Below are 16040 nucleotides of genomic sequence, written 5' to 3'. Positions count from 1 at the left end.
TATCTTTTCTAGAAAAACCTTTAGAAACACTACATGCAGCCAGCCCCAACGGGTCAATCCATCCCAGTGGATTCGGCGCATATTGATACAGGTTCAATCCACCACTCAACCCTATCGGATCCTGCGTGGTGAAGCACCCTACCTCCGGTTCGTAATCAGGATTGGCTGGTAATAGTGTTAGTTTCTAATGAGGGAGAGATTGAGCGGTTATTATTGGAGGTGGAGACTCACCCCCATATCGGCGTGGACTGGATACGGGATAACGGTGAGCTGTATCTGGCAGGAGACTGGTTGACACAGTGCGGCCTGACCAGACAACCGCTGGCGATCAGCGTAATGCCTGGCAAGGTGGTCATTCGGGTGCAGCAGAATGATATATTGGCATAATGACAGGTAAAACAAGCCGGAAGATCTTTTATGATCATTCCGGCTTGTTCTAGTTATTCATAGATCCTAGCAGCCATTAATATGTCAGCAAGAACACTCCAACTAGCATTATCTGGGCATGGCTTATTCATATTCTCATAAAAACCATCCATATCTTCCATCCATGAAGCCATCGCCTCTAAAAAGGATGGAAGATCATTATTCTCCCACTCACCAGGATTATTTTTCACTTCCGAAGCCAAAGATAAAATCAATTTAATTAACTCATCTCTAGTTTCAACAGGATATAAATCACTTTTCATTTCACCCACCTATTATCTGTTTAATTCCATCACCTAATTTTAAAATGATGCTCTTACCTTCAGTTCTTGTTGTCATTTTCCACATTTGGCCTGCAACTTCTTTGGCTGTAGCCCATTGTACTGGTACGCTTTCAAGACCTGCTATTTTAAATGCGGCCAATCTTCGATGGTCTAGAGTCCATATTTTCCCTGTAGCATCCCGCCAAATCTTAATAGCAGGGAGATCCGCAGCTTTAAGTGTTCCATTTGCTAATGCAGCAGCGTTATCCAGAACAGTATGAGCTCCTGTTTGGTTTTTAATTGAGCTTTGCATGTAGTGAATATCTTTAGGATTGGCATTACATCCGGCTAACCCTAGCGGGTCGATCCATCCCAGCGGATTTTTGACATAAGCATACAGGTTCATCCCCCCCGCCAACCCTATCGGGTCCTGCGTGGTAAAGCGCCCTACTTCCGGCTCATAGTAACGGAACAGGTTATAATGCAGCCCGCTTTCGTCGTCCTGGTACTGGCCGGCATACCTCAGCGGCTGGTCATAGACCACGCCTTTGCGACGTTCGACGCCGGCGACCGTCTGTCCCTGCAGTTTGCCAAAGGTGTCGTAGTTGCCGGACCAGCGCAGGTTGCCTTCGATGTCGGTGACTTCCAGCGGCGCGCTGTTGAGGTCGGTATGCAGCCAGTAGATATCTGCCTGTTTGCCATCACCCGCCTGTTCGAGCGTCGCCAGCGGCGTCCAGGCACTGGCAGGGTCGTAGCTCCAGGTTCTGCGCGTGCCGTTGCCCCGCTGCTCCTGCAGCAGCCGGTAGCCTTCCCACAGAAAACGCGTCGTTTCCGCTGTTTTACCTTTGTAGCTGACCATCTTGCGCGTGCGGCGCCCCAGCGCATCGTAGTGATACTGCGCGTCGAACTCGCCCTCTGGGCCACGGCCGCGCGCCTGTATCAGGCGGTTATCGGCATCATAACGGTAATGCTGTTCATACATCCCGTTCCGCCGGCTGACCAGGTTGCCCCAGGCGTCGTAACGGTAGAATAGCTGTTGCCAGTGCGTCAGGCGATTGCCGGCGATCGGCGCCAGTGGTAAATGCCTGTCGACATCGTCATTTGGGCTTCGCCAACCCAGCAGGTTATCGGCACCGTCATACACCAGACGGTTACCGGCCTTGCCCAGGCGGTTTTCCCGATGCTGCAGCAGGCGCCCTTCAGCGTCATACCCGTAGTGCGCCTCGCCGCGCAGCGCATCACTGACGCCCTCCAGTTCACCACGGCCGGTATAACGGAACACCCGCCACAACACGCCATCTTCCGGTTTGGTTATCTGCCCGTGGCCGAAAGCACTGCTTTGCCAACTACGGCGCCCCAGCGCATCGTACTGACGATGTTGCTGCAGCGCGCCCTGCGTGCGGCCGGTTTCCCGGTGCAGGCGGTCGCGGGTGAACTCGCTCACCAGTTGCTGATTGAACTTGATGGCGCTGGCATGCCCGGAGCCATAGTACAGCCACTGCAGCCGGTCGCCCTGCGGTAGCGTCAGCGCTTGCAGGTTGGCCAGCGCATCCCATTGGTACTGCAGTTCGCCGTTGACCCCTTGTTCGGCCAGCAGATTGCCGGCTTTGTCGTAGCGCAGTTGCACACTGTCCGGCTCGATGCCCAGCTCGGTGCCGGCAACGGTCGGCGTGCGCGTAAGGCGACTCATACGGCCCACGGCATCATAATGGTACTGCCATTCCGCGCTGTCGTTGCTGCGCCAGGCTAATTGACCGGCTTCGTCATAACGGAATTGGTGCAGGCGCTGAGCCGGCGGCGCCGAAGCGTCCAACGGGCCGGTTTCCCGGTGTTCGGCCAGTTGGCCATCGGGGCCATAACGATAAAAATGATCGGTATTGTCCGGGCGGCGCTCGGCCGTCAACCGACCAACGGCATCATGACTGAAGTGATATTCCCCGCCGTTGCCATTTTCGATGTTAGTCAGCCAGCCGCGGCAATTGTAGTGATATCGGCGCGTGCGGTTGATCCGGTCCGTCACGCTGACCGGTTGTCCCAGCAGGTTGTACTGCCAGTGCGTCTCGCTGCCGAGCGGATCCTGGTGCCGGATCAGCTGTCCGTGCGTGTTCCAGGCGAACTGCTCTTCACTACCATCCGGATGGAGAAGCCTGTCCAGCCGGCCGGCGCGATCCCAGCGATAACGGGTCAGGTTTCCTTCCGCGTCGGTACGGTGCGTCAACTGACCCAATGCGTCATAGGCGTAGGCGGTCACGCTGCCAGAGCAGTCAGTGTAGCGCGTCAATAACCCTTGCGCGTTCCATGCCAGCTTCACCTCACCGCCCTGCGCATCAATAATGGTCTCCGGCAGGCTCTCTTCGCCGTCGGAATACTGGTAACGCGTGGTGTTGCCCAGCGCATCAATCTGCTGCGTCGGACGTCCCAGGGTATCCCAGTGCTGGAACACCTGGCTGCCGTCCGGGTCGGTGACTGAGAACAGGCGGCCGCTGTTGCGGGAATACTGGTAGGTGGTGGTACGCCCCAACGGGTCAGTCTCGTTCAGCAAGCGGCCGTAACGGTCCCATTCGCTCTGGCGCTGCGCGCCGCCCGGGAGCACCACGCCGCACAGCTCATCGCGCTCATAGATAAACACCGATTTGCGCCCGTCAAAATCCGTAAACTGTGCCACGTTGTCGCTGTCGTCCAACTGCCACAGTGCCTGTTTGCCGTCATCACGCACAACCCGGCGCACGCCGCCGGCAAAGTCATAGTGCAATGACAGTTCTTCACCGGCACTGTGGCGCCAGGCAATCACCCGGGGTAATCCATCAATCTCTTGCCACAAATATTCATTCAGTAAACCCTGACGATCCTGATGGCTCGCCATGAGTCCATCACGCCAGGTAAAGCGTCGGCTGATTTCGCCGGCGCGATTGGTCACGGCGATCAGCTGTCCTTCATCGTCATAATCGTAGCTGACCAGCGGCACCTCGCCGTCCGGGGTATACAGCAGCACCGTACTCAGGCGGGACAGCCCATTGGTGGTGGTCAGATAGCGGCACGCCAGTCGCTGGCCAGCGCTGTCGACCAACTCGCTCAGCCGGCCGTGGTCGTCGTGGAACAGGGAAATCGCGTTGCCGGTGAGGTCAGTCATCATCTGCAGCCGGCTCGGCTCATCACTCAACACCGGGTAGTGCCAGGCCTGCTCGCTGACATCGAACACCTGCCAACTGCCGTCGGCGTTGTGCATCAGCCAGCACTTTTCGGCTTCGCAGTAGGTTTTATGGCCTTTGGGTACCATCGGGAATGAGATGTAGTCACCGGACGGCGCGCGCCACACCAGGCCGTCCTGGTAGGTCTGCAGGCTGCTCTCCCAGAACAGGCTCCAACCACGCCCCAGGACGCTGTCGCCAGGATTGCCGCTGCGCCAGTAACGTTGCCAGGCCACCGGCAGGCGAGACGGCAGCTCGAAATCGAGTTCGTCCTCACCGTCGAGGAATTTTTGGCCGCTGACGATATCCACCGGCCGGGCTATGATGCCGGCCGCGGCGGTGGCGGTCATCAACGTGCCGGCGCGGCAGGCGATGCGCCCCAGCTTATTGATGCCGGGCAGCTTGCCGAGCATCTTGCCCAATGCGCCCAGCTTGCCGACGGCACCGCCCACGCCGCCCACCAGGCCGGCGAACAGCAGCGTCAGGTCGGAAGCCTTGTACAACCAGTCCGGCACTTCGGGTTTAATCGGCAGCGTGGTCACCGTGCCACCGCCGATGAATACGTTGGGCGAGCCTTCCATCACCTGCGCGTCGCAGTTGGTTTTATCCCCCACCCGCGAAGCCGGCTGGGCGTTGATGCTGACCTTGTCGGAGCCCTGCGCCATCTGCATGCTCGGGCCGTCGTCGCTGCACGCCACCTGGCTGACGGTGGCGATGGCCGCCGGTTTACCGTTGATAAATACGTTGGGTGAGCCGGTGACAATTTTGCCCTTCGGCGTCAGGCTGCCGGCCCCGGCATCAGCAATGCCGTCACGCGCTGCAGTGGCCACCTCCCCGGTGAGATAGCCCACCGCCAGACTGGCGCCGATCAACAGCACCCCCACGCCTACGCAGGATGCCGCCAGGCCGGCGACGAACAGCGCGCCAGCTGCCACCGCGCCTGCGGCGGCGATCAGGCCGCCGACGATGGTGCCGGCGATCATCCCGGCCAAGGCGTGCGAATGCCCGATGGTATCGCCGACGCGCGCCGCTTCGGTCATCGTAAGTGCCTTTTAGGCAGTGTCATCATGATTCAGGCCGCCCGATAGCTGTTCAGCACGTGCTGCAGCAGTGCGTCGTCCTGTGGTGTCAGTTTGCGCGCCATCGCCAGGGTAAACACCAGAACCCGGCCATCCGCCAGCGCAAATACCGCCTGGATTTGCCAGATGCGTTTGCCGTCACGCAGATAGCTGGCGCGCACCCATTCTCCGGCCAGCAGGTCGCCGCCCAGCATCGCCGGTTCGCGGCTTTTGAACACCCAGCCCTTCAGGCTTTGACCCAGCGCTGCCAACTGACGGCTGACGTAGCCGTCGAGGGCTTCCGCCGGTTGCAACGCATCGCGGGAAATATTGATCGAAGGGGAAACGTCATCGCCGGCCAACAGCACGTTGACGGTGCGATCGGCATAGCCTTCCGGCAAGGCAACGCTGCCTTCGGTAAAGGCACAACGAGATAAATCAGGCATCGCAGGGTCTCTTTGCTTAACGAAGGCTTAAGCATCGCATAAGAAAAGTGCAAAAGAAAAGCGTAAAAGAAAACCCGTAATCCGGCAATGTGAACACGATAAAACCTCGGGAAAATCACCATAATCAAATGACGGTCTGGTGACTTCATCATTTCGGTCGTCAGCGTATGTCGGAATCGATGTGGGCTTACCTTAAAACCCCACTCTTTCGTTAGACCGTGATCAGCTCCTGTTCATGGCCTGTCATTGTGGTGACTGCAGTACAGCCCTGGCCTGGCGTTCGGTCGACGACAGCTCACCAAACGTCTGCGCCTGCTGCTGCTCTGGACCATCGAGGTAAATAACAGATACCGAGGCATCATTGTTGTTCGGGGGGAATCGGTATAGAGAACCGCGCCGGCAAGCACCGATGCCGGCATCAGCAGAGGGAACAACGTCAGCAATGTGCTGATTTTCATGGCGTGCACTCCTGCATGGATATAATCCACATAGGGTGCTACGGGGAGTTCAGAAAGGCAGCAAAGAAGTCTTTATTGGTTTATAAAAGTTTTTCGGTTTTCAGTCCTGAAAATCATCGTTTTCGAGGTAATATACGACCGCTTGCAACAGCTATTTTCCCCAACTGCTGGGTTATGGTCGTTTTTATTCTCAATAATCGCCCTAATGTAGGGTATTCGAGCCATGTTTTGTACTCATTTTCCATGTCATCATCTTCGTCAGGCGTTTCAGCAAGATAATAACGTGCAGTCTCGATGTGCTCAGCTCTATTAACAAAGTCTTCATCGACAAAGAGGCCACCGACTTTAGGTAGATCCTTTTCCATAGTATTAAATTGAACGTTATCTCTCTAAAAATTCATTTTTTAAATTTATTTTTTTCGCCATCTCATCTTGAATAATAGCAATAACACAAGCAACCAAACCCCCTGCAACACCTAACCATGGACTAACCAAACAAAGTGCAAAGGTACCTATTATTATTCGCGTCATATAATCAATCCTTATAAAAACAAACTTCCTGCGAAAGAAAACAAGCATTAGAAAAAGCCGGACTACTAATCCGGCAAGGGTCATTAAAAAACACTTCACAAATAACATTTCTAATTGCACATTTAATTAACACAGTATAACAACAAACAGTGGCGAATTTATAATGAACAAGCCTATAGAAAATAAATTAACAATTTGTGCTGGTTAAATTTCAATAGCTAACTTTCCCCTTGGTATATAGTTCAATTCCGTTACGTTTACCTGTTTGAATTAAAACAGTGATGTAAGTCAATATTTATAAGATTTTTCATAATAAGCACCTTTTGCCCTTTTACTCACTAATTAATCTAGAGAGACTTTAGCGGCATTTAACGAATTAAGTTTCACTAATATTCGTAGGAATATACACCAATCATAAAAAATGCAATGGAAACAACATGTTTAATGCAAAGGATATCATATGAAACGCAAGTTATTGGCAGTGGTAATCCCCACATTACTGATTGTAGCCGGTTCAGCCAACGCGGCCGAAATCTACAACCAGGATGGGAATAAACTGGATTTATTCTTTAAATTGGATGGCTTACATTATTTTTCTGATGATAATGGGGCTGATGGCGATAAATCATATGTGCGAGGCGGCTTTAGAGGCGAAACACAGATTACCGATCAGCTAACCGGTTATGGGACATGGGAGTATCAGGCCAACCTAAACCATACCGAGAGCGAAGATAACAAAAACTTTACTCGCTATGGCTTTGCCGGTTTAAAATTCGGGGATTATGGTTCGTTAGATTACGGACGTAACTCGGGGATCATCTATGACATTATGGCATGGACTGACTTGCAGCCCGAGTTCGACGGTAGCACTGTTGGTGCCGATAACTTCATGTTCCAACGTGCGAGCGGCGTTTTAACCTATCATAATAGAGACTTTTTCGGTTTGGTAGAGGGTCTGGATTTTGGCATTCAGTACCAGGGTAAAAATGACGATCCGACCGAGAATAAAGGTGGCCGTGATGTACTAGGCCAGAACGGCGATGGTTATGGTATGTCTTTGTCTTATGATGTCGGTTATGGTTTTAGCGTCGGCGGTGCTTATTTCCAATCTGATCGTACCAATGATCAGAACAGTGGCGGAAAAGGGGGGCGCTACAACGATATTATGGGCAATGGTGACAAGGCAGAAGCCTATACTTTCGGCCTTAAATATGAAAACGATGGTTACTATGCTGCAGCAAACTATACGCAGTCCTACAACGCGATTCGTTTCGGTAACTCAAGTGATAATAACGATACCTACGGTTATGCTAACAAGGCGATAGGCGTAGAAATGTACACGGGTTATACCTTTGATTTTGGCCTTCAACCTTTCATCGCGTGGAACTATACCGAAGGCAAGGATCTGGGAAACGGTATAGCTAATGGTGCCAAGAAAGATTACGGCAATCAGAAGCTAACCAACTTTATCGATTTGGGTGCGACCTATTTCTTTAATAAAAATATGTCTACCTATGTCGATTACAAAATTAACCTGATGGATGAAAACGACTTTACGAGAAGCGCGAACATTAATACTGATAATGTGGTAGCACTCGGCATCGTCTATCAGTTCTAGCACACCAGGGAAATACTGAGGCCCGGCATAGGTCGCAATGCCGTTCATCGAAGCGGTAAAGTGTAGCGATTAACCGGATAACGGGCCTTTGAGATCTTAACCGCCCTCGGTCTTGATGGTCGGGGGCGTTAAGTTATGTGCCTCTCCTCCAGACTTCCCCACAGGTACATCAACCTTTTCGGTATCGCCCTCTGAGATATCTCATTACCCAGTACTGAAGGAGTACGCTGGCTGGTCATGAAAAAATCGGTGTCATTATCCGCGGCGCAGTTAGCTCGGTTCCCGCCCCATCTCCCTCTCTAAAATGCGAGCTACTGTCTATCATACACCCCACACTATAATATTATATATTCTTCCACACACCCTGGGATTATTCAGTTAAAATATATCATAAGCTACCCTGGCTATTTATCACCAAGCCATTTATCTATTCCACTACAAAGTACGGAAGTGATTTTACCGCACCCGGTTAATCACACCATCCATGACCCAATCAGGACAACAAAACACAACTTATTGTTTTAAATAAAAATAGTTTATAAAATACGATATCTCAGAAAAACAAAAAAATGCAAACACCACATTACAAAGCAACCAATTCAAAAAACAAATAACATAAATTAGACTAACGATCTCTATATTTTACCTATAAAATAAGACCAAAAGCTTTACCCACATTTGAAGTTAAGCTATGTTGGCAATGATAAAGGCCGAGAGAAAAACCATAACCCCCAATCAACCTAATATACCCTACCCATTCCATCGGCATATTTATATCAAAAAACAAATAAATCGTGAATGATATTTAAATTAACATAAGGGACGTTAATACCATGTGCAGCTTCAAAGTTAAAAAGATGGCTTACGCCATTAATGGGGCCTTAATACTCGGCACTTCGTGTTTTTCATTTGGCCTGACCAATGCGTTTGCAGAAAGGCTCTTTATTTATGATGGGAAAACAAGTTACGTAGAAAACAAAACGTTCACCGGTATCATGACCACCGGCAAAGACAGTGGCGTCATGGGGAAAAATATTACCGTACTGACTGAGGATGCAGATAATAAGTTTGGGACAGTGGCCGCCAACCAGTCACACATTTCCCTGACGGATGGCAGCATTACTACCCTTGGAAATATGAGCTCAGGGCTCGTCGCGCTCAGTGACCAAGCGGCGATCACCACCATTGGTACCACCGTGGAAACCAAGGGAAATAGTTCAAATGGAGCCACGGCTCAAAAAACCGCGACCATAACCCTTAGCGGCGGCGGCATAAAAACCGCGGGGGAGAAAAGCAATGGGATCAGTGTCAGGGATGCTGACAGTTTCATTAAGGCATCTGATGTCGGCATAGAAACGACCGGACAAGACTCCTATGGCGCGGTGGTTGACCAAAGCGGGAAACTCCTGGTCAGCGGCGGCAGCATCAAAACTTCTGGCGCCAATAGTCACGGTATTAGTGCGGCAGATGCAGGATCATCCGCTGAAGTTGAAAAGACCGCCATCGAGATCGGCGGGGACAAAGCAGTAGCGGTGGTGGCGCTGAATAATGCCAAAGTTACCGTTCGTGATAGCAGCATAAAAACGGCCGGGGCGGAAGGCGTCGGGATCCTGGCCAAGGATAATAATGCCTCTATCGAGACCTTTAATATCAATACCGAAACCACCGGCAAAGACTCCTACGGCGCGGTGGCCTATAAAAGCGGTAAAGTCGTCATCAACGACGGCACAATAAAAACCCTTGGTGACCGGGGTTACGGAGTGGGTGCCGCAGACGAGAATTCATCGGCATCTGCGACTAATTTGAGCATAGAAACACAGGGGTTCAACTCGGCAGGTGCCGTAGCCGGTAACAAAGGGAAAATCACTCTGACTGGCGGGAGTATAAAAACCACTGGAGAGATCGCTCACGGTCTGGGGATATATAACGGCGGACAGGTGGGAGTCACCGGTACCCGGATCCAGACGGAGGGGAAAAATGCCGCCGTTATTTTTGCCAACCGGGACAGCCTGTCAGGTGCCGATGAGAGCAGCACGCTCAGCATAACTGACAGCACGTTGATTTCTTCTCTGGGTGATACCCTTCGTTCCAGCGGGGCCAGCCTGGGCGTGACTTTCGACAATGTGACAGCTCCACGCTCTGGCAGCGGCATTCTGATTAACGCCGTAGATAGCGCGCCAGGAAAGCATGCCGTTATCAATTTCAGTGCAAAAAACTCGATAATCGGCGGTGATATTATTGCCAGCCCTGACAGCCTGATATCGGTCAACCTGGAGCAGACCACGCTGACCGGGGCGGCCAAAAATGCCACGAATATGACCGTCGGTGATGGGGGAGTGTGGACGGTGACCGATAATTCGACGGTGTCGCAGTCCATCAGCAATGCCGGCACCCTTGCCTTCTCATCCCCTGCCAGCGGGCAGTTTAAGATGCTGACCACCCACAATTACACCGGTAACGATGGCACGCTGATTTTCAACACCCAGCTCGGTGACGATAAATCCCCCACCGACAGGCTGATCATCACCGGCGATTCTGCCGGTACCTCAAACGTTAAAGTCAATAAGGCCGGCGGCAGCGGTGCGCAAACAATCGAAGGCATCGAGCTGATTTCCGTCGGGGGGAAATCTGACGGCGTATTCACCAAATCAGGCCGTATCGCGGCCGGTGCCTATGATTACGACCTGGTGAAGAAAAATAAAAACTGGTATCTGAGCAGCATACAGGTCAGGCCGGTAACCCCGGTTGAACCTGTCCCTGTTCCCCTTGAAGAAGCCGTGACGCCGGAACCGCCTGTAACACCGGTAGATCCTGGAAACCCTCTGGATCCGACCCAGCCCGCTGAGCACATATTCCGCCCTGAAACCGGCAGCTATGCTGCAAACATGATGGCTGCCAACACGCTATTTGCCCTCTCGCTGCACGATCGTCTGGGTGAAACCCAGTACACCGACGTCTTTACCGGCAAGCAGAAAGTGACCAGCATGTGGCTACGCAACCTGGGCGGACATCAACGCAGTCAGATGGCCGATGGTCAGAACAAGACCCAAGCCAACCGTTATGTGGTGCAGTTGGGCGCGGATATTGCTCAGTGGACCACCGATGGCCTCAACCGTTACCACCTCGGCGTGATGTCTGGCTATGCCAACCAGAAGAGTCATACGCATTCATCGGTTACTGGCTACGCCTCTCGCGGAAACATTGATGGTTACTCCGCCGGTGTTTACGGCAGCTGGTATGCGAATGAGGCCAATAAATCCGGCTTTTATCTGGACAGCTGGGTGCAATACCATTGGTTTAATAACGAGGTGAATGGGGATAATCTCAGCGCCGAGAAATATAAATCCAGCGGGTTTACCGCGTCCCTGACCAGCGGTTACAGCTTCCTGCTGGGCGAAACCCAAAGCCGTCAGGGAATGACCCGATCCTTCTGGCTGCAACCTCAGGCTCAGGTCACCTGGATGGGCGTGAAGGCCAGGGAGCATACCGAGTCCAACGGCACCCGCGTGCAGGGGGATGGGCAAGACAACATCCGCACTCGTCTTGGGGCCAAGGCGTACCTCCAGGGGCACAGCGCTATCGATGAAGGTAAAGGTCGGACATTCCAACCCTTTGTGGAAGCCAACTGGCTCTATAACAGTAAAAACTTTGGCGTGACCCTGGACGACACTAAAGTCTCTATGGCCGGCACGCGTAACATCGGTGAGATCAAAACAGGCGTGGAAGGCCAGATCGGTAATAACCTGAATCTGTGGGGAAATATTGGGCAACAGATTGGGGATAATGGCTACAGCGACACCCAGGCGGTGCTCGGCGTCAAATACCTTTTCTAATATAGACGTCTGATTGATGTCAGAGTTGGCCGGAGATTAACCTCCCATTAGGGTAGTCACCTCCGGCCAACGCTTCTTACTAAAGAAAGACTTTACGGCCTATCGTAAGAGCCGGTCGTTCCAGGCAAAAAAGCCTGACCAAAAGACGGTTTTTTTGCTTCCCCGCATAATGCTAATATCGCGTTTTCCTCATAAATCGAATCCAGTATGCCATCGTCTTATCGTCGCTTTCTCACCCTGGTTATCACGCTGATTATCAGCGTTGGCTCCCCTTTCCTGGCGCAGGCCAGGCCCGATCTGGATCGTAAAATTGGCGTCACCGTTGCCGATACCCCATCACCTGATTATCAATTCAGCGACCTGCGGCTCACTTCCGCAGACGGTCAGCGCCGTTACCGTATCCGCATAATGAAACCGCGCATTGCCCCGCCGCCTGCCGGGTATCCGGTGATTTATTTTCTGGACGGCAACGCGGTATTGATGGAGTTGAATGCCCGTTTACTGGCCCAGCTTGCCACGCAAAAACAGCCGCCGGTTTTGGTGCTGCTCAGTTATGACAACGATCTGCGTATCGACGCCCGAGGTCGCAGCCACGACTACACACCGGCTTCACAACAAAATGTGGGAACCCAGCCCAATGGTGGCGCGGACGCTTTCCTGAAGTTGATTGAAACCCAGGTCAAACCTGCGGTTGCCGCGCAGGTTGCCGTCAATCCGCAGCAACAAACGCTGTGGGGACACTCTTATGGTGGCCTCTTCGTTCTGCATACCCTGTTCACTCAACCCGCCGCCTTCCAAAATTACATCGCGGTAGAGCCTTCGCTATGGTGGGGAAAAGGTTTTATCCTGCAGGAAGCGCAACAGGTTATCGAGCGGCACACGCCTGTGTCCGCCCATCTGCAGCTGTGGATCGGTGGCGCAGAGAAAAGCCGTGAAGCGCCGCCCATGATTAAGCAAACTCCGTTGCCCACAGATGCGGCTCATGACCTGACCAAACGGCTGGCGACACTGAACGGGCTTGACGTTGACTACCGGGAATGGCCGGGCTTAGACCACGGGGCGATGTTCGGTGCAACCATCACCCCGGCTCTGGAGGGTATGGCCAAAGGCGAGACGGTAGATAAAGAGTAATGTGCTGAAAGGCTGATTCTTAGGGGATGCTGAATATGGCGGCTCCCCTTTGGCAAGTTAGCTTGCTCTACCGGTGGAGCCTGAATGGCTAATGTATTTCCTGGATGGGGCCCTGGTGAGGCACAATAGGAATAGAGAGATTGAGCAGGACCAAAAGCGATTTATTACCGCGTATTACGTTATTTTCTGGCCCTGTCATCACTAATATAAACGCTTGGCCCCATCACGGGAACGGGTGAAAACCACCCTTGTAATACATTATGAAAAATGATAGTTAAACCCGTTGGAAGCCTATCAGCTTAATTTCACCAACCAATAATTATCACAGGGAATTATATTATAACGATGAATATCAATATTACCGACCAGCCGAACCCGAAAGACGAAGAGTTTGTCATTGACAGTCTTTGGGCCCACAACGCCAAAATCGAACCCGTAGATATCCACCCCTTGTTCCTGACCGTGACCGACGACGAAGGCAACATCGTTGCCGGCCTGGTTGCCAGAACCTGGTGGGGCGGGCTTGAGGTGCAGTATCTTTGGGTTAGCGACGCATACCGTAAAAGCGGCTATGGCCGTCAACTGATGGTCCAGGCCGAAGAAGAAGCCAAGAAGCGCGGTTGCCACATGGCTTATGTCGATACTTTCGACTTTCAGGCCCGGGGCTTTTATGAAAAATTGGGCTATCAGGTTTACGGTAACTTAGGCGACTATGCCAAGCAGCATACGCGTCACTACCTGGCGAAAGAGATTTAACCCAATTCCCGTCGGTGAGGTCAGAATGGATTCGCCCGATAAAAGTAATGAATTCTATTTGAAAGGCCTGATTGCCATGATGGAACACTTAAGTGAACCCTGGGGCATTAAGGACCTGGCATCCCGTCATATTTACATGAACCGGGCCGCCTACCTCTATACCAACACGCCATTGAATTTTGATATAGCCGGTAAGCGAGACGACGAATTCCCCGCCGACTGGGCCGAATCGGCGGCCGATTTTGTAGAACATGACAAAATGACCGAGATCTCGCGGGATCGGGTCGCCGTGATAGAAACGCATTATTGGTACGGGAAAGACAGCCTGACGCCGTTTATCAGCGAAAAACTGCCTATCTACAACGATAAAAAAGAAGTGTTCGGGGTGATGTGGAACGCCAAGCCGCTTAACACCTTATCCCCGCTTAACTATATCAACCATCAAAAACCCAGCGTCCTGACCACAGAAACTAACAACACTATTTTCACCCGTGCCGAACTTGACGTTATATTTTTAATGCTGCAACGGCTGTCGGCGAAAGAAATCGCCAAAATATATAACATCAGCAATAAAACCATAGAAAACAGAATATATAACATCTATCAAAAATCTGATGTTCATACGCAACAGCAGTTTGAGGAATTTTGCAAATATGCGCGTCTGGACAGCTATATTCCCGATCGCCTGATAGCTAAAGGCATCCAGTTTATTTAATTCGCAAGGAATACCTCACTGTGATCAAAATCGAAGACTATCCGTTAACCCGGGTACCTCAGGATAAAAGAGTCTCGTTTTTAAGCGTAGCCATTGTGCATATGGGCATGCTGACCGCGCTGGATCAGTTTATGCTTGGCGCCGTACTGGGCCACTCCATGACGCTGTTCGATGCCTTCACCGCCATTTTCATCGGCAGCCTGATCTTTGGCGTGGTGACCTATGGCCTCGGGCTGGCGGGCATGCGCGAAGGGATCTCCGGTAGCCTGTTGGCCCGTTGGTGCGGCTTTGGCCGACTGGGGTCGGTGCTGATCGGCGTGGTAGTAGCCGTCAGCCTACTGGGCTGGTTTGGCATTCAAAACGCCATTTTCGCCAAGTCGCTGGATTTTGCGCTGGGGAATAAACTGGGCTTTGGCCTGGCGGCCGGCCTGTCCGGCACCCTGCTGACCATCCTGGTGGCGTTCGGCTTCAAAGCGCTGCGCATCGCCGCCAGGATTGCGGTACCGATGTTTATATTACTGGTGGCCTATATCTCCATCATCACCCTCACCGGCCACAACCTGCCGGAGATTATCCAATTGGTGCCACCGGGTGAGCCGCTGTCGATCAGCGCCGGTATCACCATCGTGGTCGGCGGCGCCATTGTCGCCAGCCTGATGACGCCCGATCTGACGCGTTACTCCAGGAACGGCAAGCATGTTTTTGGCGTCACCATTTTCACCATTATTGCCGGGGAGTTCGTGGTTAACGGCCTGGCGATACTGATTGCCAAAACGCTGGGCACGGCGGATGTGGTTACCATCATGTCGCAGGTCGCCGGTGGCGCAGGCTTGCTGGTGGTGGTGTTCTCCACCCTCAGGGTTAACGATCTCAACCTGTATTCCTCTTCACTCGGCATCGTTAACGCCGTCGAGGGCATGACGGGTAAAAGACTGAAGTACACCGCCACCACGCTGGTGATCGGCGTGCTGGGCACCACGCTGTCGGTGCTGGGGATCCTGGATCGGTTCGTCGACTTCCTGACGGTGCTTGGCGTGGTGTTCCCGCCGATTATCGGCGTCATGCTGGTGGATTATTATCTGCTGCGCACTCACCGTAAAATTCTCGACGAGAGCCGCCGCGAAGGGAAATTGCCGGACCAGACGCCAACCATTGGCTGGGCGGCGATCATCGCCAGCATTGCCGGCAGCATCGTCGGCTTGGTTACCGAGTGGGGCGTACCGACCATTAACTCATTGCTGGCCGCCAGCCTGTTATATTGGGTGTTTAAATTGGCCACCAGCCGTTCTCAGAAACCGGCACCGGCACAAAGCTGATTGATGTCCCTGCTCTCCCGCGCTGGGGAGTGGGGATAATCGGAACAGAAAGGGGGGGCGGTGATATTGCCGTAGCCTCTTTTAGGCGCAACAAATTGATATCGGTCGGCTAAAAAGCCGACTGGCATCAATACGAAAGCGGTTTTTTTACTGCGGCGGTAAAACTGAAGACGTAATGGGGATCCCTGGTGTTGGTAGCTAAAACATCCTTTAATACCCAGAGAATGGAAACGCCTCCCTCCCTGAGCTTTTTATTATAGAAGTCGTTAGACAATCATTTATTAACTGTTTTGACCGTCAA

Annotated in this window: 12 protein-coding genes and 4 pseudogenes; 7 read left to right on the top strand and 9 right to left on the bottom strand. The window is 52.4% G+C overall.

Features of this window, described 5'->3' with window-relative positions; genetic code table 11:
- Positions 1-22 precede the first annotated feature (22 nt).
- Positions 23-154, bottom strand: a pseudogene (locus ACGS9J_RS09125) (RHS repeat-associated core domain-containing protein); the annotation flags it as partial.
- A 20-nt stretch (positions 155-174) separates the two neighbouring features.
- Here ACGS9J_RS09125 and ACGS9J_RS09120 point away from each other — a divergent pair.
- Positions 175-387: a SymE family type I addiction module toxin gene (locus ACGS9J_RS09120; protein WP_442230604.1), complete on the top strand. Its 213-nt coding sequence runs from the start codon at positions 175-177 to the stop codon at positions 385-387.
- 53 nt (positions 388-440) lie between these two features.
- Here the strand turns inward: ACGS9J_RS09120 and ACGS9J_RS09115 are convergent, their stop codons facing one another.
- From ACGS9J_RS09115 to ACGS9J_RS09085, 7 genes and pseudogenes are all read right to left on the bottom strand, one after another.
- Complete coding sequence (locus tag ACGS9J_RS09115; protein ID WP_442230603.1) at positions 441-689, bottom strand: DUF7660 family protein; 249 nt, start codon at positions 687-689, stop codon at positions 441-443.
- 1 nt (position 690) lies between these two features.
- Positions 691-4917, bottom strand: coding sequence for an RHS repeat-associated core domain-containing protein (locus ACGS9J_RS09110; RefSeq protein ID WP_442230602.1), 4227 nt, complete (start codon positions 4915-4917; stop codon positions 691-693).
- A 32-nt stretch (positions 4918-4949) separates the two neighbouring features.
- Entirely contained in the window at positions 4950-5381 is a 432-nt protein-coding gene (locus tag ACGS9J_RS09105; RefSeq protein ID WP_442230601.1) for a DcrB-related protein, read from the bottom strand.
- Positions 5382-5497: 116 nt separating this feature from the next.
- A pseudogene (locus tag ACGS9J_RS09100) lies at positions 5498-5596 on the bottom strand (site-specific integrase); the annotation flags it as partial.
- Positions 5596-5839: pseudogene (locus ACGS9J_RS09095) on the bottom strand (TIGR03757 family integrating conjugative element protein); the annotation flags it as partial. The pseudogenes ACGS9J_RS09095 and ACGS9J_RS09100, both read right to left, overlap by 1 nt.
- A 113-nt stretch (positions 5840-5952) precedes the next feature.
- Positions 5953-6204, bottom strand: a complete 252-nt coding sequence (locus ACGS9J_RS09090; protein ID WP_442230600.1) for a hypothetical protein — start codon at positions 6202-6204, stop codon at positions 5953-5955.
- A 16-nt stretch (positions 6205-6220) separates the two neighbouring features.
- Positions 6221-6370, bottom strand: a complete 150-nt coding sequence (locus tag ACGS9J_RS09085) for a hypothetical protein (protein WP_442230599.1) — start codon at positions 6368-6370, stop codon at positions 6221-6223.
- Positions 6371-6830: 460 nt separating this feature from the next.
- On the opposite strand from ACGS9J_RS09085, the gene ompC reads away from it, so the two are divergent.
- A complete protein-coding gene (ompC, locus tag ACGS9J_RS09080) occupies positions 6831-7988 on the top strand; it encodes a porin OmpC (RefSeq protein WP_442230598.1) in 1158 nt (385 codons plus the stop codon).
- A 44-nt stretch (positions 7989-8032) separates the two neighbouring features.
- Here the strand turns inward: ompC and ACGS9J_RS09075 are convergent.
- Positions 8033-8203 (bottom strand): annotated as a pseudogene (locus ACGS9J_RS09075) (IS4 family transposase); the annotation flags it as partial.
- 780 nt (positions 8204-8983) lie between these two features.
- On the opposite strand from ACGS9J_RS09075, the gene ACGS9J_RS09070 reads away from it, so the two are divergent.
- The 5 genes from ACGS9J_RS09070 (at position 8984) to ACGS9J_RS09050 (ending at position 15739) form a co-directional block, all read left to right on the top strand.
- Complete coding sequence (locus tag ACGS9J_RS09070) at positions 8984-11821, top strand: autotransporter outer membrane beta-barrel domain-containing protein (RefSeq protein ID WP_442230597.1); 2838 nt, start codon at positions 8984-8986, stop codon at positions 11819-11821.
- Positions 11822-12028: 207 nt separating this feature from the next.
- Complete coding sequence (locus ACGS9J_RS09065) at positions 12029-12952, top strand: alpha/beta hydrolase-fold protein (RefSeq protein WP_442230596.1); 924 nt, start codon at positions 12029-12031, stop codon at positions 12950-12952.
- A 345-nt stretch (positions 12953-13297) separates the two neighbouring features.
- Complete coding sequence (locus tag ACGS9J_RS09060) at positions 13298-13708, top strand: GNAT family N-acetyltransferase (protein ID WP_442230595.1); 411 nt, start codon at positions 13298-13300, stop codon at positions 13706-13708.
- Positions 13709-13733: 25 nt separating this feature from the next.
- Positions 13734-14423, top strand: coding sequence for a helix-turn-helix transcriptional regulator (locus ACGS9J_RS09055; RefSeq protein WP_442230594.1), 690 nt, complete (start codon positions 13734-13736; stop codon positions 14421-14423).
- A gap of 20 nt (positions 14424-14443) precedes the next feature.
- Positions 14444-15739, top strand: coding sequence for a cytosine permease (locus tag ACGS9J_RS09050; RefSeq protein ID WP_442230593.1), 1296 nt, complete (start codon positions 14444-14446; stop codon positions 15737-15739).
- Positions 15740-16040: the final 301 nt, after the last annotated feature.

This window comes from Serratia quinivorans, assembly GCF_052113645.1.
Lineage (GTDB): Bacteria > Pseudomonadota > Gammaproteobacteria > Enterobacterales > Enterobacteriaceae > Serratia > Serratia quinivorans_B.
The sequence above is the reverse complement of the archived record's forward strand: the minus strand, read 5'-3'. Positions and strand labels throughout refer to the sequence as shown.

What these genes read in the sequence shown, in the direction of transcription:
- ACGS9J_RS09070 (WP_442230597.1), top strand. Translation starts at nt 8,984, where the DNA reads ATGACCACCGGCAAAGACAGTGGCGTCATGGGGAAAAATATTACCGTA.
- ACGS9J_RS09105 (WP_442230601.1), bottom strand. Translation starts at nt 5,381, where the DNA reads ATGCCTGATTTATCTCGTTGTGCCTTTACCGAAGGCAGCGTTGCCTTG.
- ACGS9J_RS09060 (WP_442230595.1), top strand. Translation starts at nt 13,298, where the DNA reads ATGAATATCAATATTACCGACCAGCCGAACCCGAAAGACGAAGAGTTT.
- ACGS9J_RS09065 (WP_442230596.1), top strand. Translation starts at nt 12,029, where the DNA reads ATGCCATCGTCTTATCGTCGCTTTCTCACCCTGGTTATCACGCTGATT.
- ACGS9J_RS09090 (WP_442230600.1), bottom strand. Translation starts at nt 6,204, where the DNA reads ATGGAAAAGGATCTACCTAAAGTCGGTGGCCTCTTTGTCGATGAAGAC.
- ACGS9J_RS09110 (WP_442230602.1), bottom strand. Translation starts at nt 4,917, where the DNA reads ATGACCGAAGCGGCGCGCGTCGGCGATACCATCGGGCATTCGCACGCC.
- ACGS9J_RS09085 (WP_442230599.1), bottom strand. Translation starts at nt 6,370, where the DNA reads ATGACGCGAATAATAATAGGTACCTTTGCACTTTGTTTGGTTAGTCCA.
- ACGS9J_RS09115 (WP_442230603.1), bottom strand. Translation starts at nt 689, where the DNA reads ATGAAAAGTGATTTATATCCTGTTGAAACTAGAGATGAGTTAATTAAA.
- ACGS9J_RS09055 (WP_442230594.1), top strand. Translation starts at nt 13,734, where the DNA reads ATGGATTCGCCCGATAAAAGTAATGAATTCTATTTGAAAGGCCTGATT.
- ompC (WP_442230598.1), top strand. Translation starts at nt 6,831, where the DNA reads ATGAAACGCAAGTTATTGGCAGTGGTAATCCCCACATTACTGATTGTA.